23 protein-coding genes and 1 tRNA gene are annotated in these 26,411 nt (G+C 50.1%); 13 read left to right on the top strand and 11 right to left on the bottom strand.

The features are described from left to right. Positions 1 to 602 precede the first annotated feature (602 nt). From ACO0K9_RS05995 to ACO0K9_RS05970, 6 genes are all read left to right on the top strand, one after another. Positions 603 to 1,250: a TetR/AcrR family transcriptional regulator gene (locus tag ACO0K9_RS05995; protein ID WP_422982809.1), complete on the top strand. Its 648-nt coding sequence runs from the start codon at positions 603 to 605 to the stop codon at positions 1,248 to 1,250. After that, positions 1,240 to 2,004 carry a VOC family protein gene (locus tag ACO0K9_RS05990; protein ID WP_422982807.1) on the top strand — a complete coding sequence of 255 codons (765 nt, stop codon included), beginning with the start codon at positions 1,240 to 1,242 and terminating at the stop codon, positions 2,002 to 2,004. The genes ACO0K9_RS05995 and ACO0K9_RS05990 overlap by 11 nt, the downstream gene beginning before the upstream one ends. Positions 2,005 to 2,954: 950 nt before the next feature. Continuing rightward, a complete protein-coding gene (locus ACO0K9_RS05985; protein ID WP_422982805.1) occupies positions 2,955 to 3,185 on the top strand; it encodes a hypothetical protein in 231 nt (76 codons plus the stop codon). Continuing rightward, a complete protein-coding gene (locus ACO0K9_RS05980) occupies positions 3,122 to 3,424 on the top strand; it encodes a hypothetical protein (protein WP_422982803.1) in 303 nt (100 codons plus the stop codon). The genes ACO0K9_RS05985 and ACO0K9_RS05980 overlap by 64 nt, the downstream gene beginning before the upstream one ends. Before the next feature lie 77 nt (positions 3,425 to 3,501). Further along, positions 3,502 to 3,575: transfer RNA gene (locus ACO0K9_RS05975), tRNA-Gly, on the top strand. A gap of 130 nt (positions 3,576 to 3,705) precedes the next feature. After that, entirely contained in the window at positions 3,706 to 4,716 is a 1,011-nt protein-coding gene (locus tag ACO0K9_RS05970) for a ribonuclease T2 family protein (RefSeq protein WP_422982801.1), read from the top strand. 73 nt (positions 4,717 to 4,789) lie between these two features. Here ACO0K9_RS05970 and ACO0K9_RS05965 read toward each other — a convergent pair whose 3' ends face one another. Then, the gene (locus ACO0K9_RS05965) at positions 4,790 to 5,476 is read right to left on the bottom strand and encodes a S24 family peptidase (protein ID WP_422982799.1); all 687 of its coding nucleotides are present in this window, start codon (positions 5,474 to 5,476) and stop codon (positions 4,790 to 4,792) included. A 90-nt stretch (positions 5,477 to 5,566) separates the two neighbouring features. On the opposite strand from ACO0K9_RS05965, the gene ACO0K9_RS05960 reads away from it, so the two are divergent. Beyond that, entirely contained in the window at positions 5,567 to 5,788 is a 222-nt protein-coding gene (locus tag ACO0K9_RS05960) for a helix-turn-helix domain-containing protein (RefSeq protein WP_422982797.1), read from the top strand. Positions 5,789 to 5,828: 40 nt separating this feature from the next. On the opposite strand, the gene ACO0K9_RS05955 is transcribed toward ACO0K9_RS05960, so the two are convergent. From ACO0K9_RS05955 to ACO0K9_RS05940, 4 genes are all read right to left on the bottom strand, one after another. Beyond that, entirely contained in the window at positions 5,829 to 6,773 is a 945-nt protein-coding gene (locus ACO0K9_RS05955; protein WP_422982795.1) for a diguanylate cyclase, read from the bottom strand. Between the two features lie 103 nt (positions 6,774 to 6,876). Next, positions 6,877 to 10,869, bottom strand: a complete 3,993-nt coding sequence (locus ACO0K9_RS05950; RefSeq protein WP_422982793.1) for a response regulator — start codon at positions 10,867 to 10,869, stop codon at positions 6,877 to 6,879. Between the two features lie 473 nt (positions 10,870 to 11,342). Beyond that, complete coding sequence (locus tag ACO0K9_RS05945) at positions 11,343 to 12,317, bottom strand: VirK/YbjX family protein (RefSeq protein WP_422982791.1); 975 nt, start codon at positions 12,315 to 12,317, stop codon at positions 11,343 to 11,345. A gap of 386 nt (positions 12,318 to 12,703) precedes the next feature. Then, positions 12,704 to 13,912 carry a DUF2252 domain-containing protein gene (locus tag ACO0K9_RS05940; protein ID WP_422982789.1) on the bottom strand — a complete coding sequence of 403 codons (1,209 nt, stop codon included), beginning with the start codon at positions 13,910 to 13,912 and terminating at the stop codon, positions 12,704 to 12,706. A gap of 156 nt (positions 13,913 to 14,068) precedes the next feature. On the opposite strand from ACO0K9_RS05940, the gene ACO0K9_RS05935 reads away from it, so the two are divergent. Further along, on the top strand, positions 14,069 to 15,739 hold the full coding sequence (locus ACO0K9_RS05935) for a SulP family inorganic anion transporter (protein WP_422982787.1): 1,671 nt from the start codon (positions 14,069 to 14,071) through the stop codon (positions 15,737 to 15,739). Positions 15,740 to 15,873: 134 nt separating this feature from the next. Then, the gene (locus tag ACO0K9_RS05930) at positions 15,874 to 16,089 is read left to right on the top strand and encodes a hypothetical protein (RefSeq protein ID WP_422982785.1); all 216 of its coding nucleotides are present in this window, start codon (positions 15,874 to 15,876) and stop codon (positions 16,087 to 16,089) included. Positions 16,090 to 16,596: 507 nt separating this feature from the next. Here the strand turns inward: ACO0K9_RS05930 and ACO0K9_RS05925 are convergent. Next, positions 16,597 to 16,869 carry a type II toxin-antitoxin system RelE/ParE family toxin gene (locus ACO0K9_RS05925; RefSeq protein ID WP_422982783.1) on the bottom strand — a complete coding sequence of 91 codons (273 nt, stop codon included), beginning with the start codon at positions 16,867 to 16,869 and terminating at the stop codon, positions 16,597 to 16,599. Then, on the bottom strand, positions 16,866 to 17,327 hold the full coding sequence (locus ACO0K9_RS05920; protein WP_422982781.1) for a hypothetical protein: 462 nt from the start codon (positions 17,325 to 17,327) through the stop codon (positions 16,866 to 16,868). The genes ACO0K9_RS05925 and ACO0K9_RS05920 overlap by 4 nt, the downstream gene beginning before the upstream one ends. 650 nt (positions 17,328 to 17,977) lie before the next feature. On the opposite strand from ACO0K9_RS05920, the gene fusA reads away from it, so the two are divergent. After that, positions 17,978 to 20,083, top strand: coding sequence for an elongation factor G (fusA, locus tag ACO0K9_RS05915; RefSeq protein ID WP_422982779.1), 2,106 nt, complete (start codon positions 17,978 to 17,980; stop codon positions 20,081 to 20,083). Positions 20,084 to 20,271: 188 nt separating this feature from the next. On the opposite strand, the gene ACO0K9_RS05910 is transcribed toward fusA, so the two are convergent. Further along, positions 20,272 to 20,976, bottom strand: a complete 705-nt coding sequence (locus ACO0K9_RS05910; RefSeq protein ID WP_422982777.1) for a hypothetical protein — start codon at positions 20,974 to 20,976, stop codon at positions 20,272 to 20,274. A 317-nt stretch (positions 20,977 to 21,293) separates the two neighbouring features. Between ACO0K9_RS05910 and ACO0K9_RS05905 the strand changes: the two genes are divergently transcribed. After that, positions 21,294 to 23,285, top strand: a complete 1,992-nt coding sequence (locus tag ACO0K9_RS05905; RefSeq protein ID WP_422982775.1) for a hypothetical protein — start codon at positions 21,294 to 21,296, stop codon at positions 23,283 to 23,285. 33 nt (positions 23,286 to 23,318) lie between these two features. Here ACO0K9_RS05905 and ACO0K9_RS05900 read toward each other — a convergent pair whose 3' ends face one another. The 3 genes from ACO0K9_RS05900 to ACO0K9_RS05890 form a co-directional block, all read right to left on the bottom strand. Further along, a complete protein-coding gene (locus tag ACO0K9_RS05900) occupies positions 23,319 to 23,717 on the bottom strand; it encodes a VOC family protein (protein WP_422982773.1) in 399 nt (132 codons plus the stop codon). A gap of 1 nt (position 23,718) precedes the next feature. After that, positions 23,719 to 24,687: a magnesium/cobalt transporter CorA gene (gene corA, locus ACO0K9_RS05895; RefSeq protein WP_422982771.1), complete on the bottom strand. Its 969-nt coding sequence runs from the start codon at positions 24,685 to 24,687 to the stop codon at positions 23,719 to 23,721. Between the two features lie 208 nt (positions 24,688 to 24,895). Further along, positions 24,896 to 25,294: a hypothetical protein gene (locus ACO0K9_RS05890; RefSeq protein ID WP_422982769.1), complete on the bottom strand. Its 399-nt coding sequence runs from the start codon at positions 25,292 to 25,294 to the stop codon at positions 24,896 to 24,898. A 163-nt stretch (positions 25,295 to 25,457) separates the two neighbouring features. Between ACO0K9_RS05890 and ACO0K9_RS05885 the strand changes: the two genes are divergently transcribed. Together ACO0K9_RS05885 and ACO0K9_RS05880 are read left to right on the top strand one after the other, a co-directional pair. Beyond that, positions 25,458 to 25,862 (top strand): VOC family protein, encoded by a 405-nt coding sequence (locus tag ACO0K9_RS05885; RefSeq protein ID WP_422982767.1) that lies wholly within the window; start codon positions 25,458 to 25,460, stop codon positions 25,860 to 25,862. Positions 25,863 to 25,904: 42 nt separating this feature from the next. Next, positions 25,905 to 26,402, top strand: coding sequence for a GNAT family N-acetyltransferase (locus ACO0K9_RS05880; protein WP_422982765.1), 498 nt, complete (start codon positions 25,905 to 25,907; stop codon positions 26,400 to 26,402). Positions 26,403 to 26,411 lie beyond the last annotated feature (9 nt).

The following is a 26,411-nucleotide window of genomic DNA, read 5'->3' as shown; positions in this document are numbered from 1 at the left end:
GCTCAAGAATTTGCAAAGCACTACACTAGAATAAAGCCGTAATTTGTTCAGGTGTGCGAATGTAATTTAATGGTAGAACGGCAGCTTCCCAAGCACCTCTATGGTTTAAATCCCCCACTGTTCATATAATTCTTCACAACTTCAAAATTTCCCCCTCAAAAAACGCCACCGTAATCACGGAGTTATCAGCCATCACATTTTCTGCGACACCACGTCTTAAAGGGGTTGCTGGTGTGGTTTGCATATGCCTCAACAAAGATCAGAACTCATTTCGTAAATAGAGGTGAGATGTGTTTGTCTCATAACGTGGGCTGGCAATGGTAAAACTATGGATGAGGCAGTCTATAGCGGGTCAATTGACGACGAGTCGAATTGTTCACACCTTGCAGTCCAGCACGCGTTATGAGGCAAACCCTTCGGGAGCTGGCCGTATTTACACTTTGCGGGCGCATTGCAGCGGGAGGTTGTTACAACGCGCTTGCTAAGGCACTAGCCTTAGCTTTGTGTCCAATAATCAGAAAAGACAAGCCTTCCTGCGGTGATCTATAAATTCACAATATATTATTATTGACAACATACCAACTGGTTGGTATTGTTTGCAAATGACAAATCTTCACTCTTCCCTAAAAACGATAAGTACTGCACGTACCAAGTTGCTGGACGCGGCTGTGCAGGTCATCCGTGAAAAAGGCTATTCCAGCTCAACCGTAGATGACATGTGCAGCGCAGCTGGTGTCACTAAGGGTGCGTTCTTCCATTATTTCAAAAGCAAAGAAGAGTTGGCCGTGGCAGCAGCTGAATACTGGACCGAGAGGGCAAATACGCTTTTTTCAACTGCACCTTATCACCGACATGCAAACGCACGGGATAGAGTGCTTGGCTACATAGATTTTCGCGCTCAGATTATTCAAGGCACGATCGCTGAGTTTACCTGCCTGGCAGGAACGATGACACAGGAAATTTTTCAAACAAACCCGGCAATCCGAAATGCCTGCTACGCCAGCATGGCTGATCATGCAGAAACACTGGTAAGCGACATTGCGGAAGCGTTGGCAGAAAATCAGGTAAATAAACGGCTGACAGCGAAGAGTCTGGCGCTGCATACGCAAGCCGTGTTGCAAGGGGCGTTCGTCCTCGCCAAAGCCAAGGACGATCCAGACATTGCTCTCGACAGTATCAAGCATTTGCGTCGATATTTTGAGTTTTTGTTCAAGCCGCAACAACTTAAGGAGAATGATGATGACAAGTAATTTCATTTGGTATGAGCTGATGACAACTGATGTTGACGCAGCGCAGAAATTTTATGGCCATGTGGTGGGATGGAAAACAACGGACTCCGGCCAAGCCGACATAAACTACCGCATTCTGATGGCAAAAGATGAGGGAATAGGTGGCATCATGGCCATCCCGATGGAGGCCATCTCATTGGGAATGAAGCCAATCTGGTTTGGTTATATCAATGTGCCAGATATTGATGCAGCGATCACCCAAATTACTGCTGCCGGAGGATTAGTTCAATGGCCCGCAACTGATATTCCCAATGTAGGCCGCATTGCACGAATGACTGATCCACAGGGAGCCGGCTTTTATATCATGACTCCTAGCGGCGAGGGAAAGAGCACTGCCTATGCAGAGGGCGTTCCAGGTCACTGTAGCTGGAACGAATTGCAAACTAGCGATGGCAAAGCCGGACTGCGGTTTTATTCTGAACAATTTGGCTGGACAAACACCAACAGCATGGATATGGGGCCTATGGGAACCTATCACGTTTTTAGTGCGGGCTCCGGCGACATAGGCGGCATAATGACTATGTCTCCAGAATGCCAAACTCCTATGTGGCTTTATTATTTCTGCGTTGATGATATAGAAGCAGCCATGGAAAGAGTAGTCACTGCGGGCGGTATAGTAAGCTTTGGGCCACAGCAGGTTCCAGGTGGTGGCTGGATTATTCATGCAACCGATCCGCAGCAATGCAAATTTGCACTGGTTGGGCCAAAGAATTGAACAATGTCGGTAACAATGAAAAAAATAGCTAACAGCGCGCTTGGGCAGTGCTTCACTAACCTACATTGCTTGATTAATCATCGTAATGATGAAATGTACTTATCGCTAAAAAATAAAATAATCCCCTCGACTCTAGCGGGAGATTACTCCAAGGTTTGACCATACGTCAGTCGGCTTGAAACTTTGATCGCCGGAGAAGAGAGCAGTCATCACAGTTTTCACTGCAGCAGGCATTTTGGTAGATTGCAAACACCCGTGAAACCCGCGTAGAATGTTGGTATCGCGGGTGTAGTTTAATGGCAGAACGGCAGCTTCCCAAGCTTTATGGATATGCTCAAAGGATCGTCAAAGCTGCAGCACACGTATAATTCCTTCTAATGTACAAACTTGTGTAAGTTAGGTATTCAAAATGAGTCTACTTATTTGGATTTGTGTGATTGCGATCGTAATTGCATCGGCTGGATATTTGTGGGTTGCCGTAAGCTTTTGGGCAAATTTTCAGTTCAAAGTCTGCCCAAATTGTGGGAGCAGGAAATCACACTTTCTCGGTTATACGCATATGGAAAAAACTACCGTTAACCTTAATGCTTTTCGTTGCAAGAAGTGTTTGACTGAGTTTGTAATCATTGATGGCACCGTGCATGTGCGTGAAGCTGGTGGTTTCAATTAAATTGCTCAGATTAAAGAGATTTGCCTTCATCAAACATTAAGGGAAATCCCCGTGAAAGCACATCCTTTCTAAAATAAGGTACCCCTCGGGAAAATGGTAACCGAGGTGATGGAATTTTTAGAAACCGTGGAAACCGTTGATACATAAGGCTTTCAAGCGAATTGCAAAAGGTAAGGTAATCAACTTGCCCGCACGCGCGAGGGTATTTCATAAGTTGATAAGTCAAATAGCAACTCCCTCCCGCGTGACTGGCTAGCCCGCTCACGTCACAATAGTCAGCATGGAATTCACCCTTGCCGACCTCTCCCGCCGCCTACAAAACCTGATCCGCTTTGGCACCATTGCCGAAGCGAAGCATGGCCGCGTACCGCAAGTGCGCCTGCAAATTGGTGACATCCAAACCAGCTTCTTGCCAATGGCAACGGCACGCGCCGGCAAAACAAAGACATGGAAGAGGAATACGCTATCGCCAGTGCTGCTTTGCTCGTTAATACGCATGGAAAGCGACTGACTCAGGCGGTTCTCAGAAATCATTTTCATGAAGCAAGAGGCCTGGCCATCACTGAAAATCCAGCACTCGAAAGTTCCATTATCAATTTTTGGTTTTATGACCTGCGCGCAAAGGCCGCCGATGATACGTCCGATATGTTAAGCGAACAGAAGGCCGCTGATTTGCTCTGCCATGACGACGTAAAAGCCACCAGCAGACACAATCTGCGCAGAGGTAAAATTGTAGTACCAACCCGATAATTGCGGAAAAGTTGTAATAATTGCGGGAAAAACGGGGGTTGCCAATCCTGCCAAAACCCCCGTAGAATAAGGCTCTCGCGGGTGTAGTTTAATGGCAGAACGGCAGCTTCCCAAGCTTCATACGAGGGTTCGATTCCCTTCACCCGCTCCAGTCGCTCACCAGTCTGTGGCATGCCTTGCTTCCGGCTTATTCATTCTTGGCTCTTTCTGGCGGTGAATACCCTGGTATTTCATCGTGCTGCATTTCAACATCAACAATGATCTGAAACCGGAAAAACACTGTGAAAAAACTCTTATTGAAACAAGCTTTGCTTTTGTTTGTAGCTACTTTTTCCGGACTCGCCGCATATGCCAGCGAACGCGCAGCTGGCAGCTTTACTGCTGCCAGATCTTGTGATCTGTATGCATCGTTTGCCAAGGGCACTAATCCCGATTCAGTAAAAACAAAACCGGGGCTAACGTATGAAATACGCGAAATCAACAAGGCAGGTGATTTTGAATGGATAAGAGTTGATGTGCCTGAAGCCAGCCCCAATTTGCGCTGGGTGGCGCGGGATTGTGGCACGTTTCAATTGGATGCGGCAAACAACAAGCCAGCGTCACCACAAAATAAAGTTGCAAGTACAGGTGATGTTTGTTCTACCCCAAACTTGGAAGACAGTTATGTGCTGGCCGTTACCTGGCAACCGGGGTTTTGTGAACACTTTCCGTATAAGGGGAAAAAGCCGGAATGTGATGCCATCCATAACGGTGAACTGGTCGTTACCAATCTGACGCTGCATGGTTTGTGGCCTAACAAGAAAGAATGTGGCACCAACTATGGCAATTGCCCTTCATCGCCGCTGGCCTTATCCAAAGAAACAGTCTCAAGCATATCGCCTTGGATGCCCAATTTTATGTATGAGAGCAAATTTGGTGAATATGAATGGCAAAAACATGGTGTCTGTCAGGCCCGTGATGCAGACACCTATTTCAGGACTGCGGTTGCCGCCGTGGAGGAAGTCAACAATTCAGCAGTTGGCAAATTTATTCTGTCACGAGTAGGTAAATCTTTTTCTGCTGCCGATTTTTTTGCTGATGTAAAGAAAAACTATGGCGACAAAGTAGCAAGAAGCATTATGTTGAGTTGTGCAGGTGGCAAATATCTGCAGGAGATCCGTTTTAGTCTTCCACTGAATTTCGAGACAGGTAAAGGACTGGAAAAACTTATAGGGCAGGCAGATGGTTTTTCCAATCAGCTGGATAGATGTGGGGCAGAGATTGTTGTTGAATCCAGTGGCAAAAGCCATTAATAACAATCCATGTCTTGAGCATAGACATCGTCAGCAATTAATACAATTTCGTATTAACTGCTGATATGCTGCCCTAACCACCCTGTCGATAGACAAAACGCCCCAGTATTTTAAGCAAACCAACGTTCTCTGGCGTGATGCGTTCATCCGGATAATTGCGTTTATCGGGATTGCGGCTTTCCAACACCCAGGTGCCATCTATCTCGCGGCGCAACTGTTTGATGCGCAAGCCATCCGGATGCTGAATGGCAAAGATCTTGCCGCTCTGTGGCTCGGTCTTGGTCTTGTCGATGATGACCATGTCGCCATCGACGATGAAATCGGCCATGGAGCTGCCATCGGCATAAATGGCGGCCAGGTTTTCTGGCTTGACATTGTATTTCTTGAAGAAGCTGGCTTCCTTGATGAGCTGGCCCTTGGGTTCGGCATCTTCGTTATGAGCACCACCACCGCAAGAGCCTTTGGCTGAGTAATAGTTGATGCAGGCAATGCCGTTCTCATCCTGTATCCGGGGCGTGCTCTCTTCCATGACGCGCAAGTCTTTGGTGCGCAAGTCAGAGATATTGACGCCGAAGTATTCAGCGATAGGTGCCAGCGAAGAGGTGCGCGGATCTTTGGTGATCCCCTCGACTATCCTGAAAATGGTTGCCTGTGGCACCCATTTATCTTCCGGAAAGAATTTTTCCAGCGCAGTTGCCAACGAGGTCGGGTTCATGCCCGACCGCTCCAGTAAGTATTTGATGTTTGTTTTAGCGTCCATGCCCGGATTATGCATTAATGCATAGAAAATGCAAGCAAAGAAAACGAAATGGTGTTGTTTTAATTCATATTGGAATATAATTGTATCAACATGAATTCATCGAAAAATCTTGCACTGGCACTGCTGGCAGATGGAAAGAGTCAGGCAGAAGTCGCTGCTATTGCTGGAGTCAATCAGGCCACTATCAGTCGCCTGATCAATGGCAAATCATCCGATCTTTCTTATCGTGAGGGAAAACGCCTGGAAGAAGCATTGCAAAACAGCCAGCCACCCATCACAGTATTGGTAACACCAGCAGGTGCAGCACGCTGACCATATCAAGCAGGCTGCATATCAACCAATGGGTAATAGTTCAGAATGCCACGCAATTGCGGCCAGTGTGCTTGGCTTCATAGAGTTTGGCGTCGGCGGCGGCAATCAGGGCCGACTTGCTTTGCCTGTCATTCGGTACCACGGATGCCACACCCATACTGAGCGTCACCACTTGTGCCACTTTCGAATCCACATGTGGAATCGCCATGGCCATCACGGTATGACGCAGGTTTTCTGCCTTGCTGACGGCACCGGTCAATTCACATTCTGGCATCAGGCATATGAATTCCTCGCCGCCAAAACGGGCGACCACATCATGCGGCCTGCCAAAATTCGCCTGCAGGCTGGCAGCCACAGCGGCCAGGCACTGGTCCCCTTCCTGATGCCCATAACGGTCGTTGTACTTTTTAAAGTAATCAATATCCAGCATCAGAATGGACAATGACTTGCCGTAACGCTGACAATGTCGCCATTCGCGGTCAAAAGAATCATCAAAACTGCGGCGATTGGCAAGGCCGGTCAAGGCATCGGTGTAGACCAGTTTTCGCAACAAGTCGCGCTGCAATTTCAGGGTGATATGGGTTTTGACGCGGGCCCGCACCACATCCGGATTCACCGGCTTGCTGATGAAATCCATGCCACCTGCCATCAATGCACGTGATTCTTCATCGGGATCGCTTTGCGCCGTCACAAACAGTACGGGTATATCGGCAGTATGTTCATCACCTTTCAGATGTCGACAGACTTCCAGTCCATCCATTTCCGGCATCATGATGTCCATCAAAATCAGGTCGGGTGGGGTCTGGCGACAAAATTCCAGTGCCTTCTGGCCACTGGTGGCCATGAATACGTCATGGTCTTCAGAGAAAATCTGATACAGGGCTTGTATATTGATTGCCTGATCATCAACAATCAGGACGCGCGGACGCCTTGTCAGCATAGAGAGATTGCCCTGAAGTGCTTCCAGGTATTTGGGTGTCGGCATAAGCTTAAAATATCAGACCATGGCTGAGCGTGGTTTTAATCGTATTTTCCAAGCATAACAGCAAATGCATCATACATAAAAAAATGTTCATAGAGCAATGAAATTACAGTTCCTGCTGTTGCAAGATATGCAGCGCTGCCTGAAAATCCAGTTGTATCATGGCGTCATCCAGCTTTTGGCGTCCGTCTTCCGTCAGCCAGACAGACAGGTCTGTGCGCATGATCTGGTGTAATTCGCTGGCCCGCATATTCTGGGTTGTCAGCAGGCTTTTGAGTTCGGCCAGCTTCAAGCGGTCTGGTTGTGTTTTTGCTGCAACAGGCAGCTCAACTTTTTCATCCTGACGTTGCGTCTTCAGCCAGTCGCTCACTCTGACAACAACCTGATCCAGCCGGGTTTTTGCCACGATAAACAAAGTTTCAACCAGGTCTTGCTGATTGCTGTTGATGGCATTTTCTAGGCTGAGTGCGCTTTGCGCAAATTCATTGGCCCCCAGTGTACCTATGCTGCCGCGCAAGGTATGCAAAATGCGGGCGGCCTGCACGGCATTGCCTTCACGCCAGCAATGATCTGCCTTGCCAAATTCGACTTGCGCCACGCCCGTCATGTTTTCAATGGCAGCCAGCAGGGTCTTGATGATGGCCGGGTTGCCCTTGGCCAGGGACAGTAATTTGACCGGGTCAAAAATACCCGGCTCTGTACCGGCAGGCGCACCACTCTGCTGCGGCACAGGCAATGCCTGATCGACGTTGACTGCAGCCCGCGGTAAATGACGCGCCAGCGCAGCCATCATTTGTTCAACATCGATGGGCTTGAAAATCAGGTCATTCATACCAACACCGAGACAGCGTTCGCGTTCAGCCTGCATGACGCCTGCGGTCATCGCCAGTATGGGGAGTTGCAGGGCGTATTCCTTGCGCAACACTTCAGTCGCTGTCCAGCCATCCATGATAGGCATTTGCACATCCATCAACACCAGGTCGAAACGATCAGCCGAGGTTTTCAGCAGTTCAACCGCTTCGCTACCGTTGTTGGCTATCTCTATGCTGATACCTGCCTGCTCCAGAATTTCGGCAGCAACAATCTGGTTGAATTTATTGTCTTCCACCAGCAGGATGCGGGCACCGGCAAAGCTGCCCTGGCCAGCGACCGGCACCTGCCTGAATCCCCCTGCCCCATTGGCATGTCCGGAGGTTTCTTGCAAGATATCGTACAGGCTGGACCCCGTCACCGGCTTCAGCAAGATGGCATCCGGCTTGCGCCGGGTGTTTTCCAGTACCAGTGCACTGCGGTCATAGGCACTGCTCATCAATATCAGCGGCACTTTTGGCATTTGGGTTTCTGCCAGCAGCTTATCGAGCACTTGCACGGTTTCCAGGCCATCCTGTACGGGCATATGCCAGTCAATCAGGATAGCGTTATAGGCGGCATCAGTATTCACCAGTGTCTCGACTTTTTGTATGGCTTCGGCACCGGATGCCGCCACATCTGCCTGCCAGCCCCAGGCCTGTATGGTCTTGGCAATGTAGGTCCGACTGGTAATATTGTCGTCGACCACCAGTATTTTCCGGATGTGTTGCAAGTTTCCCTGGGCTGGTACAGTACCCGACATGCGCTGCATACCTACAGGAACATCCGCATCACTGACAACTGGCAGCATGGGTATGCTGACGCGGAATTCGGTCCCCTGCCCTTCGATACTGTTGACTTCGATGGAACCATCCATCAATTCAACAAACCGGCGGGAAATAGCCAGCCCCAGTCCTGTGCCACCAAAGCGGCGCGAGGTGGATGCATCAGCCTGTTCAAAGGCGGTAAACAATCTGCCTATCTGTTCAGCCGACATCCCTATGCCGGTATCGCGCACGATAAACTGTATCAACAGTGCTGCGCTATCTACGTTATCTGTTATTTCCACCTGTCCCTGCTTTTGCACCAGCAGCGACACTTCACCGCTTTCGGTAAATTTGATGGCATTGCCTATGATGTTGATCAATATCTGTTGCAGGCGCAAGGCGTCGCCTATCATCTCGCCTGGTACACCGGCATCGATACCCAGCGATAGCTCCAGGTTTTTTTCACCGACATTCACCGACATCATATTGGCCAAAGCACTCAGCACGTCTTTCAGGAAAAACCGTGTCGGTGACAACTCGATGCGACCCGCCTCGATCTTTGAAATGTCCAGAATATCATTCAGTATGCTAAGCAAGGACTGTCCCGAAGAACGTATCATGTTCAGGTAATTTCTTTGTACCGTAGACAGCTCTGTCTTGTTGAGCAAATAGCTCATGCCCAATACGGCATTCATGGGCGTACGGATTTCATGGCTCATGTTTGCCAGAAACTCAGATTTGGCACGGCTGGCCATTTCGGCCTGCTCTTTGGCGGCAATCAGCGAAGCTTCCAGTTGCTTCTGGCGGCTGATGTCGGAAGCAATGCCAAGAAAACCTTCTATCTCGTTCTTGTCATTGCGTATGGCACTGACAACCAGGCTGACAGGTATGTGCTGCCTCTGCTTGGTGACATACGTCCATTGCTGGACTTCAGACTGGCCCATGCGTGCCTTGGCAACAAACACTTCGAAGCCAGATACCTGATAGGCCATTTCGGCGCTCAGTACCTGGCCACGCAGTCGCACTTCTTCACGCAGATGTATCTCAATGCTGGGTTGCTGGTTGATGACTTCATCGGCCCGGTAACCCAGCAGGCGTTCGGCACCTTTGCTAAAAATCTGGATATTGCCCACAGTATCGGTGGCGATAATGGCAAATTCACTGGCAGCTTCAAACATGCTGGTAAGCTTGGCGCGCGCCAGTATTTCTTGCATTTGTGCCTGCCGCAATTGCGTAATATCTGTCACAAAGCTATAAAAGCCATGCACCACACCATCCAGCGCATGCGGGATATACGAAATCAACGCATGTTTTTTTTCACCTTCCGTATCGACGATGGTGCGCTCAAATAATTGCGCCTCACCTAACAGCGCTGCCTGGATATGAAACCAGCTTTGCTGAAAACCGTCTTCCCCTATTAATTCACGTATGTGCATGCCCTGCATGGCATGCGCATCAAAGCCAAACCATTTTTTATAGGCGCCGTTGGCAAAACGGTTTTTCAAATCGACGTCCCAATAGCCAATCATGGCTTGCATGTGATCAATCACGGTTTGCAGGGCCGCCTGACTGTTTGATAATTCGACCGCAAATTGCAGGCGTTCAGCTTCCTTGATACGCCCCTCATTCAGGCTGGCAGACAATATCATGGGTGGAATGGCGGTAATCAGCACCGGCAAATACACCAAAAAAAGCTGCCAGTTGGACTCAATGTCGGGTGACACGAAGTGCCCCAGTGAAATCATCAGCCCCAAACTGGTAACCGCCAGTACGATCAGCAACTGCGATTCTTCGTAGCTGAGTTTTTGTATGCCGAAAGTCAGCGCAACCAGCACATACACGAAAGGAAACGGTAAGAATGTCAGTGCCACAAACACCATGGCAATGGTAGGCAGGGCGTAACGGACAACCCTCCACCATTGAATATTGGCCGACCAGGCCGCCGCCGTATGACGCATCGCCATGCGCATCATGGGAAAGATCAGAGCCAGGCCCAGCGTGGCCCCGACATACCAGGTGGGGAAAATATGGTTGAAGTTTCCCATTCCTGCCCATGTAGCCAGCGCCGCACCAATGGTCGCGCTACAGGCGCAAGGCAAGAAAAATCCCAGCAAGATCAGCTTGGTCAGTTTGCTGCCCGCTTTGTCAAAATCTTTCACCAGATCGGCACTGCGCAGGGTATAGCTGACCAGCAGGACTTCAATTCCGTTCGAGAGCGTAAACAATCCCGACAGCAGCAAACCATCCCCCAGCAACATATTGGCACTGAAATTGGCAGCGGCGAAGAACAATAGCAGGGGACCATTGCGCCTGAGAGGCTGGTCACACAGATAGGCAACGGCGACCGCATTGGCATACCAGAGAATGGCAACATTCTCCGCATTACGTGACAACAACATGCCCGCCACGGCCAGCACAAAGTACAGCAGGCTGGCCTGTACCATAGAGTTTACTGCCAACGGCGGATATTGCTGAGCACTCATCAAGCTCGTTCTCCGTATGTAGTGCAGCGCTATTGATATGGCGACAGCTGGGCGGCTGAGATGCCGGATATCAGGCCACGCATCTTGCCTTGCGCTTAAGTTTACATGATATTAATAGAGAATAAGGCAGAACAAGGGAGAAACGGAAAGAAAAGATGATTTTTCGGTAAGTTTTGACTAAGAACGTGTTTACGATCTGTAGCGAGCGAGCGTCAGCGGGAGTGAAGAGCAGCGCAAAAAGCGGAATGTACTTAAGACCATGAGCATTTTGAGCAGCGCATGAGCCCCGATCACGCCCGCGCAGTAAGATCGTAAACAGGTTCTAAAAGCCCAGAATGGCTCCATGTCTTGAATGACGCAGCTTACACACAACAGCATGCGTTAGTTCCTGCATGTATTTCCATTTTTTCAGGCGCGAATCAGGCGAAAAGCCCTGCATGCTGCAAGCGCCGCAGGCAATACGCAATATGAAATCAGGCTGCGGCCAGGCTTTGCGCAATGTCCTTGCGCATGTCCGTTGTCAACACATCACGCGCACGATATTCGCTGCGTTTATTGCTGGGCCGGGCCGACCAGGGTTTTTCTTCTACGCTGAGTGGCAGCAGATAGTTGCCGTTACTGTGCGGTACAGCACCGGCACTCTGCCACAAGGTATCATATTCGGCGCGTATGCATTTACTGAACCGGTAGCGCCAGGATTGATAAATATGATTCTTTTTGGCGATGCATTCTATCGTCACGCAATTCAATTCCTGCGCGATGCAACGCAAGGCTTCTATCAGCAACAAACGCGGCTGTATGCCGTGCAGGCTCTTGGTACAGACACGTATCAATTCACGCGCATCCTGCTTGCAGGACTGCACGCCACCTACACGTATTGACCGTTGCTGCTGTTGATGATCGAAAGAAAAACTCAGGCATTGCAGCAAATGCGCTCCCTGAAACAGGCCCAGCGTCAATCCACCTTCACGCTTGAACGAACTGCAGCGGAACAGGCTCAGGCGATATTGTTCCTGATTCTTGCCCTGCAGGCTGGCAATATCAAAGGCCTTACCTGCGAGCAGGTCTTGCGCCACATTTTTGCCAAATAAAATACCGGATAAATGAAAATGGTTCTGCATCAGCGCCAAGCGTGAGCCCGGACCGATGTTGCGATCAAAGAAAGGGCGGTGTATCGCATCCAGCAATGCAATGTCCTTGCGTATGGCCTTGCGCAGATATGTCTGATGCAGATAAGCGTACCAGGCCAGGCTGGTGCGCGGTCGCAAACCGCTACGCAACAGAAACAGACATTTGCTCTTGAAATGGCTATTGCCGTCTGTCAGGCGCAGATGCACGGCCCAACGCAAACTATCCAGCAATGATGCTGATTGTTGAGTCTGTTTTACTGCAGGTTCTTCATGAGACTGGTAGGCATGCCATACCTCTCGCCAATTCAAAATATTCACAGCTGCACCATTTGCATCTTAACGTATATCAATGTAACTGAATGTATCCCAAAATGGCAGCAGTATGCAACAGTAATTTTGTCGTCAATTTGTCATCAATTTGCAGAAAATTAACAGAAAATAGCCTGAAAACTGTTCCTCAAACCTGCTTTGCGACAACTAAATGGATTTTTGGACGGATGCAGAGTAGCAGATTTGCTGGCTATAGAAGCCGGCTTGTAACATAAAGTATAGAAATTGCTTTTGAGAAATATGGAGGCGATATCGCAGAACAGCCGTTAACCCATGCTGTCGGATGAGAGGCTTTGATGAGAAACGCTAGAGAGATTTTTCTGCCGCAACGGCAATTGGGGTTTTCGCGGGGACTTTTTCAGACGCTTTCCAGGCTACACCGCAGACCTGAAGTATCCGAGATCAAATGCCTTGCTATATGCCTTCCAGTCCTTGTTGACCTGTTTGCTGCAAAGTGCCGCCTGGCTCAACATAACATCGATCCATTTATTTTTTTCTGCAAATGCGATCAATTCATCATTGATTGCCGACCCCTGCCGGCCAGAACCGCGGATATGCGCAGAGGCGACGATACAGCCCATCCATTGCATGACATTGTCCAGTTCATCCAATGAGCTGACCGAATGATCAAGCGCAACACGGTCTTCGGTTGGTTGCAATGCACGCAGGATATACGCTTTTTTCTCTACCTTGACAGGCTGCAGAAAAGCCAGCGACACGGCTTGCAAGCGTCGCTGCAAAGTAACCACACGCTCTGCTTCTGATTTCCATTTAGGCTGTTTCGTTTTCAAATGCGGCACCAATGATGAAGGCAGGGCCTCTTTCAAATCCAGCAAATAATGGCCATTTGGCCCGCCCTTGCCCTGTACAAGAATGATGTAGCGATCCACGCCCAGGCTGCCGGTGCCGGCTATGCGCCGGGCCATGTCTTCCAGTTTGAAGAATTCAGGATTGCTCTGTTGCCTTGCATAGTCATCAAAGAAAGCGCTTATTCTTTCCCGTTGTTCAGGTGTGACTGACAAGGCCTTCTTGCCATCAATACGCAAACGCCTGCGGTTTCCTTTCAATACAGTACGCTGATCAAGAAATGCTGTCCTTTGTCTATTGCGCAGTTTTTCCAGCAGTTGACCGACCAGACCATCCGCATTATCCCTTTCTACCCAATAGCCTTTGCCCGTACACATCGTTTTTTTGTATGCCACCAAGAAGCTCCTGGCCAGCGCTTTTGCCTGGGATAATTTCAATCCCAGGCTTTGCGCACCCACCTGCACGCTGGTCACAAACCGCAGCAAATCCCATGCAAGCGGTGCCAGGGCTGATTCATCAAAGTCGGTGATATCAAAATAGCTGAGCCGGTTATCGCCCTTATAGGTGCCGAAATTTTCCAGGTGCAAATCACCGCAACACCATACCAGCGGCGTGCGCGGCACGGCCTTGTCTTCTGCCAGGCGATCATAAAAGAGATGACAACTGCCACGTAAAAAAACGAAGGCGTTATGCCGCATATTGGCATACTTCATTCTCAGTCTTTCAGGGTCACGTCCTGTATTGTAAGAAAAAATTCTTTGGCATGGATCAAGCATGATAGGCAGGCTTTCGTGGACGTCAAACATTCAAAGTGGCGCATAACCACATTTAGTACTATTAAATAAGCATCAAATAAGCATTAATAACTATTATCGAATAGACAAAGCTTATACTAGAACAGATAAAAACCAAATTACCTTTAGAAAAATAATATGAAAACCCCTTGGACCTGGTCAGATATCGTTGCAGGTTTATCCCTGGCGGGCCTCTTGCTTCCTGAAGCAGTTGCCTATTCCAGTATCGCTAACCTGCCGCCACAGGCAGGGATAGTGGCACTGTTTGCTGGCCTGGTTTGTTACGGACTGATCGGCAGCAGCCGCTTTGCTATCGTTGCTGCGACCTCGTCATCGGCAGCGGTACTGGCATCGGCGACTGCCGCCATGTCGAATGGCGATACCGGTCTGCGCCTGCTGGTTGCCACTGGCATGGTGTTATTAACAGGTGTCTTCTTCATTGTTGCCAGCGCGGCACGTCTGGGTGGCATTTCAGACTTTATTGCCAAACCCGTCTTGCGCGGCTTTGCATTCGGCCTGGCCATTGTCATCATTTTCAAACAGTTTGCGCATGTGGTTGGCGTGCACACCCATCATACCGACATGATACGGTTTGCCTATGAACTGGCTAGCCAAATCCATGCCTGGAACTGGGCTTCCTTCGCAGTAGGTCTGCTGGCCCTGCTACTCTTGTTTGGATTGGCAAAAATACCGTATATGCCCGGTGGCCTGATGGCGATCTTTCTGGGCATACTCGCCGGAAAATGGCTGGGGCTGGAACAGTATGGCGTCAGCTTCGTTGGCCAGATTGATCTGGATTTGCAAGTTCCCATTCTGCCAACCATGACCTATATACAGTGGCTGCGCATCGGCGAATTAAGTATAGCTCTGCTGCTGATCTTGTATGCTGAATCCTATAGTTCAATACGCAATTTTGCGATGAAACATGGCGACACCATATTGCCCAATCGCGATCTGTTTGCCTTGGGCACGGCAAATCTGATGTCAGGCATCTTTCAGGGCATGCCTGTCGGTGCCGGATTTTCTGCCACCGCAGCCAACGAAGCCTGTGGTGCGCAATCGAAATGGGCAGGCTGGGCCGCAGCCGCGGGCTTGCTGCTCGTCATCCTGACCATGCTGCCCACTATCGCGCTGACGCCATCCCCGATACTGGCCGCCATCGTTATTCACGCAGTCAGTCATTCATTGCGCCTGTCAGCATTTACGCCTTATTTCACCATGCGTCGCGACAGATTCGTTGCCGTCGGTGCTGTCGTTGCCGTACTCTTGTTGGGGGTGCTGGATGGCTTGCTGGTTGCCATCGGCGTAAGCCTGCTGATGTTGCTACGCAAGCTGGCAGAATCCAATATCTCGGTCCTTGGTCGTCTGCGCGGCGGCCATGACTTTGTCAGCAAGACGGATTATCCGGACGCCCTGAGCATCCCCGGTATACTCATCATGCGTCCAGAAGCTGGCTTGTTTTTTGCCAATGCCGAACGCACCATGGCACAGGCAAAAAAATATCTCACTGCCGCTGACAATATAAAGGTCGTCATTCTCAGTCTGGAAGAATCTCCCGATCTGGACAGTTCCAGCGCGGAAGCCATCACTGATTTTTGTGCAGCACTTCAGAACCAGAAAAAACACCTGATGTTTGCCCGCCTGAAAAGTGCATCACGCCAGGTCTTGCAAAGCGCACTGATCGAACACTCAAACATAGGACCAGGCAGTGAACTCAGCGTAGATGACGTGGTAGTGGTAGCGCAGGAAAAATATTTAAACCAGGAAAATGATCTGCGCGAGCCACAGCAAGACGCAATAAAACACTAGTAGGTAATTACGACTCACTAAAAATTGACAAGAAAAGAAGTCATCCATCTGCGAAAATTCCTGAACAGGTACGTGAACGCGCGCTGAAATAACCGCATAAAAAAAATGCAGCAAATATCCTGAAAGGAAAATTCATGGCCTACCAGTATTCCAACTTCGTCGGCGGTGGCAAATGTGTCTCCATCGTGTCACAAGACCACCCCGAAGTGATACTGGATTTCTGGGTTTACAAAATCGACGATAAAAACTGCGAAGTCCGCGACTTGCTGATTCAGGATGACAACAGAAATCTTGATCACTCCAAGATCGCCTATCGCTATTATTTGCGTCACAAGACACTGTTTATGTGAGGAAATGCGAAGTCTGAGTCGTAATTCTGTTGGTCACTCTGGTAGGGTGCGCCGCGCGCACCGATTCGTATTACACACGCCAAATTTTTTATGCATCTCTGCGCACGGCACACTTACAAATAAAATCTGGTGCAGATCAAACTGCTACATCTGCTGGGTGCTGGTACATAGGTGTGATTTTGTGAAATCCATTTGCTTCCATGGTACGCCTGAGCTCTAAAACCCGCCCCGGTGTCAATGGCAGAGATCCCGAGCTAAACAGTGTCAATACTTCCCACTCAATCTCGGATTCCGTTTTCTTGCTTGCAATTTCCAACATGCTGCGGTGGTAGGGTGGCATGACGCGTGCTGCTGCGATAACATGTTCGCCCTCGCAGATGTCAACATGAATGACAGGGCCCTGCTGGTATGGAATTCTGTGAGAGACCATGCGAACAGGGCTTGTATTGATGTAGTGATATATTTCGAACATCCTGGTCTATTCTCTTCTTTTATTTCAAGCCTACATCAAGGCCATGCCTGTGCACTATGTAAAACTCTGAGTATGCTAATGGTGCCACCTTCAATCACATACACCATGATGTAATTGGGATGGACCACTGCTTCACGAGTTTTCTTTACACGACCAGGCTTGTACATACGCGGATTGAGCAAGAGCTGATCCGCCGTGTGTTCAAAGGATTCATCAAGTTCAATCGCAGCTTGCGGTTTGTCTACAGCGATGTAGTCCATGATACGTTCGCGGTCTGCCAACGCAATCGGTTTCCAGATTAACTTCAAACTTTGTTACCCGCAATGCGCTGGGTCAATGCCGCGCGCTTGGCGGCAAATTTTTGTTTGACCTCTTCGTTTGCGATACCAGGAGTAGGATCATCCAGTGAAACTTGTACCTGTTCACGAAACCACTTGTCATAGGCAGCCGCTTCATGCGCGCGGCGCATGCGTTCAGACGTGTCTGTGCGGACTTTGATTTTGTCTGGTGTTTCGCTATGTTTGCTCGCATCCAGCAAATCGACACGAGTGATATGTAATTCGGTTTTCAGATAATCCATGCAGCGATCAAGTGAGCGCCAGACACGTGGCTGGCCAGTTCTCTGTGCACCCAACGGTTTTTCTGTGGCCCCGAATTTCAGCATCACGCCCCAACCACCGGGCTGGCCTATGATGGATGCTCCGTGTATGGCAGCCGCATCAACCATGCGCTTTGCCATGGCGGTGTCTATGGTATTGTTGATCATTAAATACTTTCTGCTTAATTAGGACTTACGCAAAACCGCCCCAGCTGCGTTGCAGCTCCTCTCCTAGAAACCGCGTACATTCGTACTGTCTTCGTCGCGCGGCGCCTTGCTGGGACAATTTTGCGTAAGTCCTATTAATTGTATTTCATGAGCAGATTATGCATTTTATCTAATAAATTTGCAAACGATAGTAGATGAATATACGGAATTTGTAGTCTTGCTTCAATAAGCAATACGCAAGCCTTCTATTGCCCCCCATTTGACAAGCCACAAAAACAGGACTATCCTGCAAGCATGAAAACACTGAGCATACTCTTTTTTACCTACGCCCTCCCGGCATGTCGGATGACTTCCCGGGGCCGCTGATGTGTGCCCGTTGAAACTCTGTTAAGAGTCAAAAAACAAAGGCCCACATGGGCCTTTTTTGTTTTCCGGGACTTTGTTTTTGCCCTTGATATCCAATCACAAAGCACCACTTTAGTAAGCACTTTGAATCACAGTTTTACCACACACTCTCTTTTGAGGAGCCATATAGCATGAAGTTAGCCGATGTAGAACGCGCGCGGGACCACTGAAACAAGGGTGGTCGCATGGCCCCGCGGCGCTGTCACCCCAGACAATTCACGACCGCTCGCTATGGAAAGATCATCATGACGAACACCACACCCCGTGCCGCAACCAACAAGGCTAACTTTAAGGCGAATGCGCATCCTGCCCATCCTCATTTGCGTAAGCATTGGCGCAACTTTGGCATCATCGCGCACATAGACGCTGGCAAGACCACGCTGTCTGAACGCATCCTGTTTAAAACCGGCGAAATCCATCGCACTGGCGAAGTCCATGAAGGCAATGCCGCCATGGATCATATGGACCTGGAAAAAGAACGTGGCATCACCATTGGTGCAGCGGCGACCCGCTGCGTCTGGAACGGCCACGAATTCACCCTGATTGACACTCCGGGCCATATCGACTTTGCGATTGAAGTTGAACGCTCGTTGCGCGTGCTTGACGGTGCCATCACGGTTCTGTCCGGCGTCGCCGGTGTACAGCCACAGACTGAAACGGTCTGGCATCAGGCCGAAAAACATGGTGTACCCATGATCATCTTCGTCAACAAGATGGATCAGGTCGGTGCAGACTTTGCCCGTGTCACTGAACAGGTGCGTACGCATCTTGGCGCTCGCCCCGTGCCGTTGGCAATACCGATTGGTGCAGCGGATGAATTCACAGGCGTCATTGATGTCTTGCAACAGCGTTTCTTGCAATGGGATGTCAAGGGCAACATGACGGTATCGGCTTTGCCAGCAGAATTGCAAGCACAGGCGCAGGCTGCGTACGCCTATGCAGCCTCGGTGGCGGCAGAAGCCAATGATGCGCTGACAGATGCCTATCTGGCCAATGACACACTAAGCCATGCAGACATTCTGCAAGGCTTGCGTGCCCTGACGCTTGCCAGGAAAGCCGTGCCCATGCTAGCTGGCTCTGCGTATAAAAACGCAGGCATAGAACCGTTGCTGGATGCCGTGATTGACTGGCTGCCCGCACCGGATGACCGCGCTGCGCCTGTTGCAACGCTGAATGGTGACAGTGTGACCGTGGCCACGGGTGATGCCGATCCTTTGGCGGCACTGGTGTTCAAGGTAACGCATGATGAACATGGCTCGCTCGCCTTTGTGCGCATTTACGGTGGTAGCCTGCATGAAGGTGAAACCATCTGGAATGCCAGCCTGGATACATCTGTACGTATCGGGCGTCTGTATGTCGTGCATGCGGATGAACGCACTGGCACAACGCAGTCTGGTGCCGGCAGCATCATCGCCATCGCCAACCTGAAAGACGCGCTGACCGGGCAAACCCTGGCCAGCAAGGCGCAGCCATGGACGCTGGAAACCATCCATGCCGGTGAGCCGGTAGTGGCGCTGGCGGTAGAACCGGGTAATGGCACAGACCGGGCAAAGATGTTGGCGGTGCTGGATAAGTTCCGTCGTGAAGATCCGTCCTTGCGGCTGGAAAGTGATGCAGAAACCGGTGAAACCGTGCTGTGGGGCATGGGTGAATTGCATCTGGATGTGGTGCTGGAACGCGCCCGCCGTGAAGCTGCGGTGGACATACGTGTCGGTGCGCCGCATGTGGCGTACAAGGAAACCATGGGCCTGTCCATGGTCGAAGCAGAAGGCAAGCTGGACAAACAAAACGGTGGCAAGGGTATGTATGCCCGCGTCGTTGTAAGGCTGGAATTGCTGGATGCCAAAGACGGTGAATTTGCCTTTGCCAATGTCGTCAAAGGCGGCGTGATACCAACGGCGTTTTTCCCGGCTGTTGAAAAAGGTGTGCAGCAGGCTCTGCAGCAGGGCCCGCTGGGGCAAAAAGTGACTGGCGTCAAAGTCACTTTGCTTGATGGTGATTTCCATGCAGTTGACAGTAACGAAATGGCCTTCATCATCGCCGCCAAAGAAGCCGTGCTGACAGGCTTGCGCAAGGCCAACCCGGTCTTGCTCGAACCCGTCATGAAAGTGACCGTCGATGCCCCAGCCATCAACACTGGCGACGTCATCGGTGACTTACAAAAACGCAGTGGCCGCGTTTTGGGCATCACAGAAAACACCGGCCGTGTTGAAGTGGTGGCAGATGTGCCCTTGACCAAGCTATTCGGTCATACGACTGACCTGCGTTCGCTGTCGCAAGGCAGGGCATTTGCCAGTGCCGTGTATGCACGTCATGCAGCTTGTGATGTGGAAGAGGCTTCTTTTGTATAGGCCGTGTTGAATGTGGATGACGAGTGGGCTGGATTTTTAGCTTGTTTGTTGTCTGCGAAGTAGTATGAGAAAAAGCCAGGGCTGATGCTCTGGCTTTTTTTATTCAAGTTTATCAAGTCCAGATTAAATGCCACGGAACAGACCCCAGTGAGCAATTCGCCCCCCCCGATCCAGGATCAGATATCAATCTACAGGCTACCCAGCCAATTCGTGAACGCAGTCCAGGCAGGAAACTGTTGTAACAGCAAAAAACTGACATGCTGAACCAGCAGTACACCAAGCGCCATCCAATACGGTGTTTTTGCTTTCTTCAGGTTAATGTCGTTTGCAATCAATATCACTGTCAGTATCTCGGTAGAAAAATACGCAGCATGAAAAGCCGCAGGAAAAGAATCGATGCCAGGAATAAAATTCAGGAACACACGGGCTACCGCTGGCGGTAAAGCCAGCAGGGCTGTACACGCCATCCAGCGTGAATGTACGGCACGATTAGTGCGGAAATGAATGGCCAAGCCATAAGCCAGTGCAAAGCCCAGCAACGTCGTCATATCAACAAAGGCGAGACGACTGCCAAACGCCTTGGTGAACCCACCATGGCTGGCTAGCATCGTATGCATGATCATGATGCCAGACACGATGAACAAAGGTACGATGACCAGGGATAACTTGCCTATGGTGCGGTGAATATAAATCTTCCGCCGGCTGGCAAGCCAGCTTTGCACTACCAACATCAACATCCAGCCCGTCGCCAGAATGGCATGAAAGTGATGCTTGGGATCGAGCTGGGTCAATCTGGCGAAATAGGAGGGATAAAATCCTATCAGTACAACCAGGAACAACAGAAAGAAGTAGATCGGTGATTTAGATACATTCAATGGCTGTGCTGTTTGCATGGCGTGTCACTCAGGAACAAGTTGTGAATCCGGTACGGCAAACACCCCATGCATTTGCCATTTTTTTGCAACAAATATTGCCAACAAGAAAATCTCTACCAGTAAAACCATTCATACGCGCATTGGTACAAACATTTCACGCTACAACAGCAAATGACAAAAACACTTGCAGATTAAGTCACAAATCAAGCTGCGTCAATAATGAATAAAGTGCGTCGTCTGCCATGCTTGCTGGCGGACTGATCTTATGCGATGCTGCCGTGCTTTATGCATACATTCTTAATTTCTTAAGGCTCAGTCTCTTCATGATTACGGCAATGCGCGTTGTCAACCTGTTGATCTTGATTATTCTTGTTGGTGTCGGTTCGACGTCCATGTTCAAGCTCGTACATAACACCCCAGGCTTTATTGGTGCGCTGCTGGCTTTTTGCCTATGGACTGCCGCTTATTTCCTGCCCTGGCAGGCACTGGGTCAACACACCACCCCAAGCAAAATCAGCCGGGCAAAAAAATTCTCTATCGCCGGCATCATCTTGCTGAGTCTGACCAGCATCTTCCTGTTCGTTGAAGGAAGATTGTTTGCCAAGACGCTAGTGGGCTTGTTGATATTTTCCGCACCCTTCGTACTCAATATCATTGCCTTGAACAGGCGTTTGCTGGAACTGGAAGTGGCTGCCATCCAGGATGCGCCGTCGGCAGAGCATGGTGTACAGGCTGCCGCAGAAATGACACTGGCAGCGCGTATCAACAAAAATCTTTCGACAGAATTTGCCGATGATGCAGATCAGCAGCAGTCGGGAAATTATTTTCTCAGGCATTGGCGCGGCGAATTGTCGTTGGGCGTGGCGTATTGGTTAAACGGGGTAGTGATTGGTAACCTGCTGATCGGCATCGTCGTTACCATCCTGACGGGTTTGAACGAACTGAGCGCCAGCTCGCTGCGCACGATTTCTGCGATTGGGCTGGCAAGCTACGTACTGACTGGGCTGGCCTGGAGCTGGGCCATGGTCGGCGTCTGGCGTTCCGCCTCCAGACACAATCGCAGGGGTGGCTCAACCGGCGTAGCCTTGCTGGTACAGGCATCGATCGTCATCAGCGTGATTTATCTTGGTCAAAAAGTCAGGGACGTAGTCTGGCCGCAAATGCATGAATATGCGCTGATCGCCATGGGCAAAGACAGCATGCCGAAAATCGACATCAGCGCTTCACCCACAGGTGATTCACTGTACTTGCGCGGTAGCTTTGGTGAAGGCAGCGCAGATAAATTTGCAGCAGAACTGAGCAAAGCCGGACAAATTAAATTCATCGTGGTGAATTCGCAAGGTGGCAGGTTGCTGGAAGCAGATCATATCGCCGCTATGGTCAGAGAGAGAAAACTGGATACCTATGTAGAAGCTGTCTGTGTCAGCGCCTGCACCTACGTATTTCTGGCTGGCAGGGACCGTGCCGCTACCGTGAATGCAAAAATTGGCTTCCATCAACCGAGCTTTCCTGGTCTGGAAGGAGCAGCCTTGATTGCGGCCACCAATCAGATGCTGGACAAGTATCGCAGCATCAATCTGCCTGAAAGTTTTGTCAGAAAAATTGGTCAGACACCGGCCAGCAATATGTGGTACCCCAGCCGGGAAGAAATGATTGCCGCCCGTGTCATCACCCGCATTTCTCTGGGTGGTGAAGCAAGTACCAGTCCTTTTTCCGGGATGAGCTCAAAAGCTGAAATTGCACTGACTTTAAAAAGCAATACGATCTGGCAAGGTTATGAAGCCCACTATCCGGGGAAAATTGATGCTGTCAGCGATATCCTGTGGAAAATGAAACTACAGGGCGCGAATGATTCTTCCATGCAAAATGCCGTGCGCAAATACATGACCACCGCTTTTGCAGAGTTGCTAAAAACCGTGGACGACGAACACCTGGACCTGTTTGCGCAATTGATGACAGACCAAATGCAGGCAGCCAGACAGGTCAGCCCCCAGGCTTGCGGCCAATTGCTGAAATCTGAACTGGATATACGGCACACATTGCCACCAGCCATAGTGGAAAAGGAAAAGCAGTTCCTGGAAAGCGCCTTAAAATCAGCGCCACGCAGCAAAGTCATTAAAAAGCAATCCAGGGAATTCCAGACCAGCCTGTTGCAAGTCACTACAAAATTATCCCCGGAGCAGTTGAAAATAGTGGGTAACCCGCCAGCTTATGCAAACCAGCCGGCCTTGCAGTGTGATGCCATGATTGCCCTGTACCAAAACATATTACGGCTGCGCCCCGTAGAAAGGCATATCGTGTTGAGCGGGATACTGCAAGACAATTGACAATGCGTATGCGGCGTATGCCGCATACGCCACTTATGCCGCTGCCTCGACAAAATTAAGCTCTATACCATTGCCTTCAGGATCACTGAAGAATACCTGCTGCTGGGTGGCGAACCCGGCCTTGGCAGCGACCACAGCATGGCGGTAGACAATACCATCCTGCTGTAATTTAGCCAGCATGGCAGGCAGGTCTGTACAGGTAAAGGCGACATGGTCAAAGCCGGTTTTTATTTCGGTCTGGCGTACCTCACCAGGCCGGGGCTCTGACAAATGCAAGACATCACGCCCGCCCGCATACAGCCAATAACCAAAACTGTTCAGCGGACGCGGGCCAACCTCCAGGCCAACATACGCCAGATAAAAATCTTTGAGCTTATCCAAAGTCGCGCGGTCGCCGCGCAGATTGTAATGATTGAGTGCTATCGCTGCCATTTTATTTTAACCATCCCCGACGACGGAAATACCAGAAAGGAGTAATTGCTGACGCCAGCATCAATGCCAGCGCAAACGGATAACCAAGTTGCCAGTCCAGTTCAGGAAACCAGCCCCTGAAGTTCATGCCATAGATACTGGCAATCAGTGTAGGCGGCAAGAACGCTACGCTTGCCACCGAGAATATCTTGATGATCTTGTTCTGATTAATGTTAATGAAACCGACAGTCGCATCCATCAGGAAGTTGATCTTGTCGAACAAAAATGAAGTATGACCATCCAGTGATTCGATATCGCGCAAAATCTGCCGCGCTTCTTCAAACTGATCTGCATTCAACAAGCGACCGCGCATCAAAAAGCTGACCGCGCGACGGGTATCCATCATGTTGCGACGTATGCGGCCATTCAAATCTTCTTCTTGCGCAATCGCATTCAGGGCCGCAGCGGCATCCTGATCGCTGAAGTTTTTTTGCAGCACGCTACGGCTGACATCTTCCAGATTTTGATAAATGCCTTCCAGCGCATCTGCCGAATATTCGGCATCGGTGGCATACAGATCCAGCAACACATCTTTGTAATCAGCAATCGAGCCGGGGCGTGAACGCGCACGCATGCGCACCAGGCGAAACACCGGCAGATCAATGGTATGCACAGAAAACAAAATATCGCGCGCCAGGATAAACGCCACCGTTACCGTGCGCGCAGGTTCGTCATCATCATCGATCAGAAAATCGGTGCGCAGATGCAGGTCGCCATTGTCGGCTTCATAGTAACGGGCAGAGGCTTCAATATCCTTGACCTCGTCCTCGCCTGGCAGGGTAACGCCATAGATACTCTTGACCCACTCACGCTCTTCTTCGTTGGGGTCGGTCAGGTCAACCCAGATAGGCAGCGTATTTTCAAGATCAGCGCGGTTTTCCACATTGATCTGGCTTAGCCGGCCATTGTGCAAAACAAAGACATTAATCATAGGCAAATTCCGGAAAAGCAAGGTTCAGGTTTGGCTGGATTGTAAACCCGTTTTGCGTAGATGGGCGGAACGGGAGTGGGTTTTATTTTTTCTCTGAATGGCAATGACATTGGCATTTACTCATTATCATTGGCATATAAATGAACAACGCAAACCCAGTCCACTACCTTCCGTTATGCCCGGCATTGATTCATGGCCAGCCAAGGTCTCACATATCCAGCGCCAAATACCACTTTGCGTCAACTTCTTTCGCCTGTTCCAGTACACGTCGATATTCTTCAAGGTCTTCCAGCACCTCGTCGGACGCCTGCAAGCCATGCTGCATATTGTCTATTGCATAGATCACGGCCTCAATATAAGCGATGCCGGCGTCTGCCGTGTGCCAGACAAGTGGAGCCGCATCATCTTCAGGTAAGTCTATTTCTTCGCCCAGCATGTCTGCCATATCCTCAGCAGATTGCCCCATGAAGGATTCCAGTCTGGGCAAGTCAGCTTGTTCGCACAATGTATCCAGTTCTTCAATGGCATGGGCAATCGCCTTGCCATTGACGAAGGAATCAAAACCCGGCTCATCGTTATCAAGTACGATGTAATAGGCGACGCTCATGGTTGTCTCTCCTGATTTTAGATATACATCACAAAAAGAAATGATTGCGCTTATTTTATCAGCACTGAAACCGGGAAGTGAAAATATACATTTCGCCCTGATCTGCAGCATTTGCTGAAGCAAGTTAATATCATCCAACAAAAAACAGCATCTGGGCCATCTCATGATAAGGATACGTGAAATTGATCATCTGGTATTGCGGGTAGTGGATTTGAATGCCATGTTGCATTTTTATTGCGAGGTACTTGGATGCCCGGTTGAGCGCAGGCAGGATGAAATTGGCCTAGTGCAATTGCGCGTCGGCCGGTCGATGATAGACCTGGTACCTGTCGATGGGAAATTGGGGCGCATGGGTGGTGCTGCACCAGGCAAGGAAGCACGCAATCTTGATCACCTGTGTCTACGGGTTGAGCCCTTCGATGCCGCCAGCATACAGGCCTATCTGCACACCCACGGTATTGAAACCGGCGAAGTTCAGCAAAGATATGGTGCAGAAGGCGAAGGCCCTTCCATCTATATCAGCGATCCGGAAGGGAATGTGGTTGAGCTGAAAGGACCCGCGCTGTAGCAGGCCCGAGCTTACTCCATCGATGAACATAAACCACACACCATGAGCTATCAACTTGTCAGCGTATCCCTGGAACACCTGCGTGATCTGGAACGATCCGTCATACCCGCTACGCTGAACTACCATCTCGCCACGGATGCACTGCCACCTGCTTTTGTGGCGGCCCGTGCCTTGTCACAAATTGATGTCGGTGCGCCGGCTTACTGGTGCAGCACTTTTTATATCGTATCGATTGAAGACCGCCTGATCGTAGGCAGTTGCGGATTCAAATCACCACCGCAGAACGGCCGCGTAGAAATTGGCTATGGTATCTCGCCGGAATGCAGAAGGCAGGGAGCAGCCAGCGCTGCCGTGCGTAGCCTGTTGCAACTGGCTTTTGCGGGTGGCGCAACCAGCATTCTGGCGACAGTCAGCCCAAATAATCTGGCATCGACCAGGGTAGTGCAAAAACTGGGGTTTGAAAGTAATGGTAATGCGGTGGATGATCAGCAAGAACTGCTGACACATTGGCTGGCAATAAAACTGTCTGAGACTATCTGAAAAATAGAA

The organism is Undibacterium sp. Ji50W (assembly GCF_049340445.1).
In the GTDB taxonomy this organism is placed as follows: Bacteria; Pseudomonadota; Gammaproteobacteria; order Burkholderiales; family Burkholderiaceae_D; genus Undibacterium.
The sequence above is the reverse complement of the archived record's forward strand: the minus strand, read 5'-3'. Positions and strand labels throughout refer to the sequence as shown.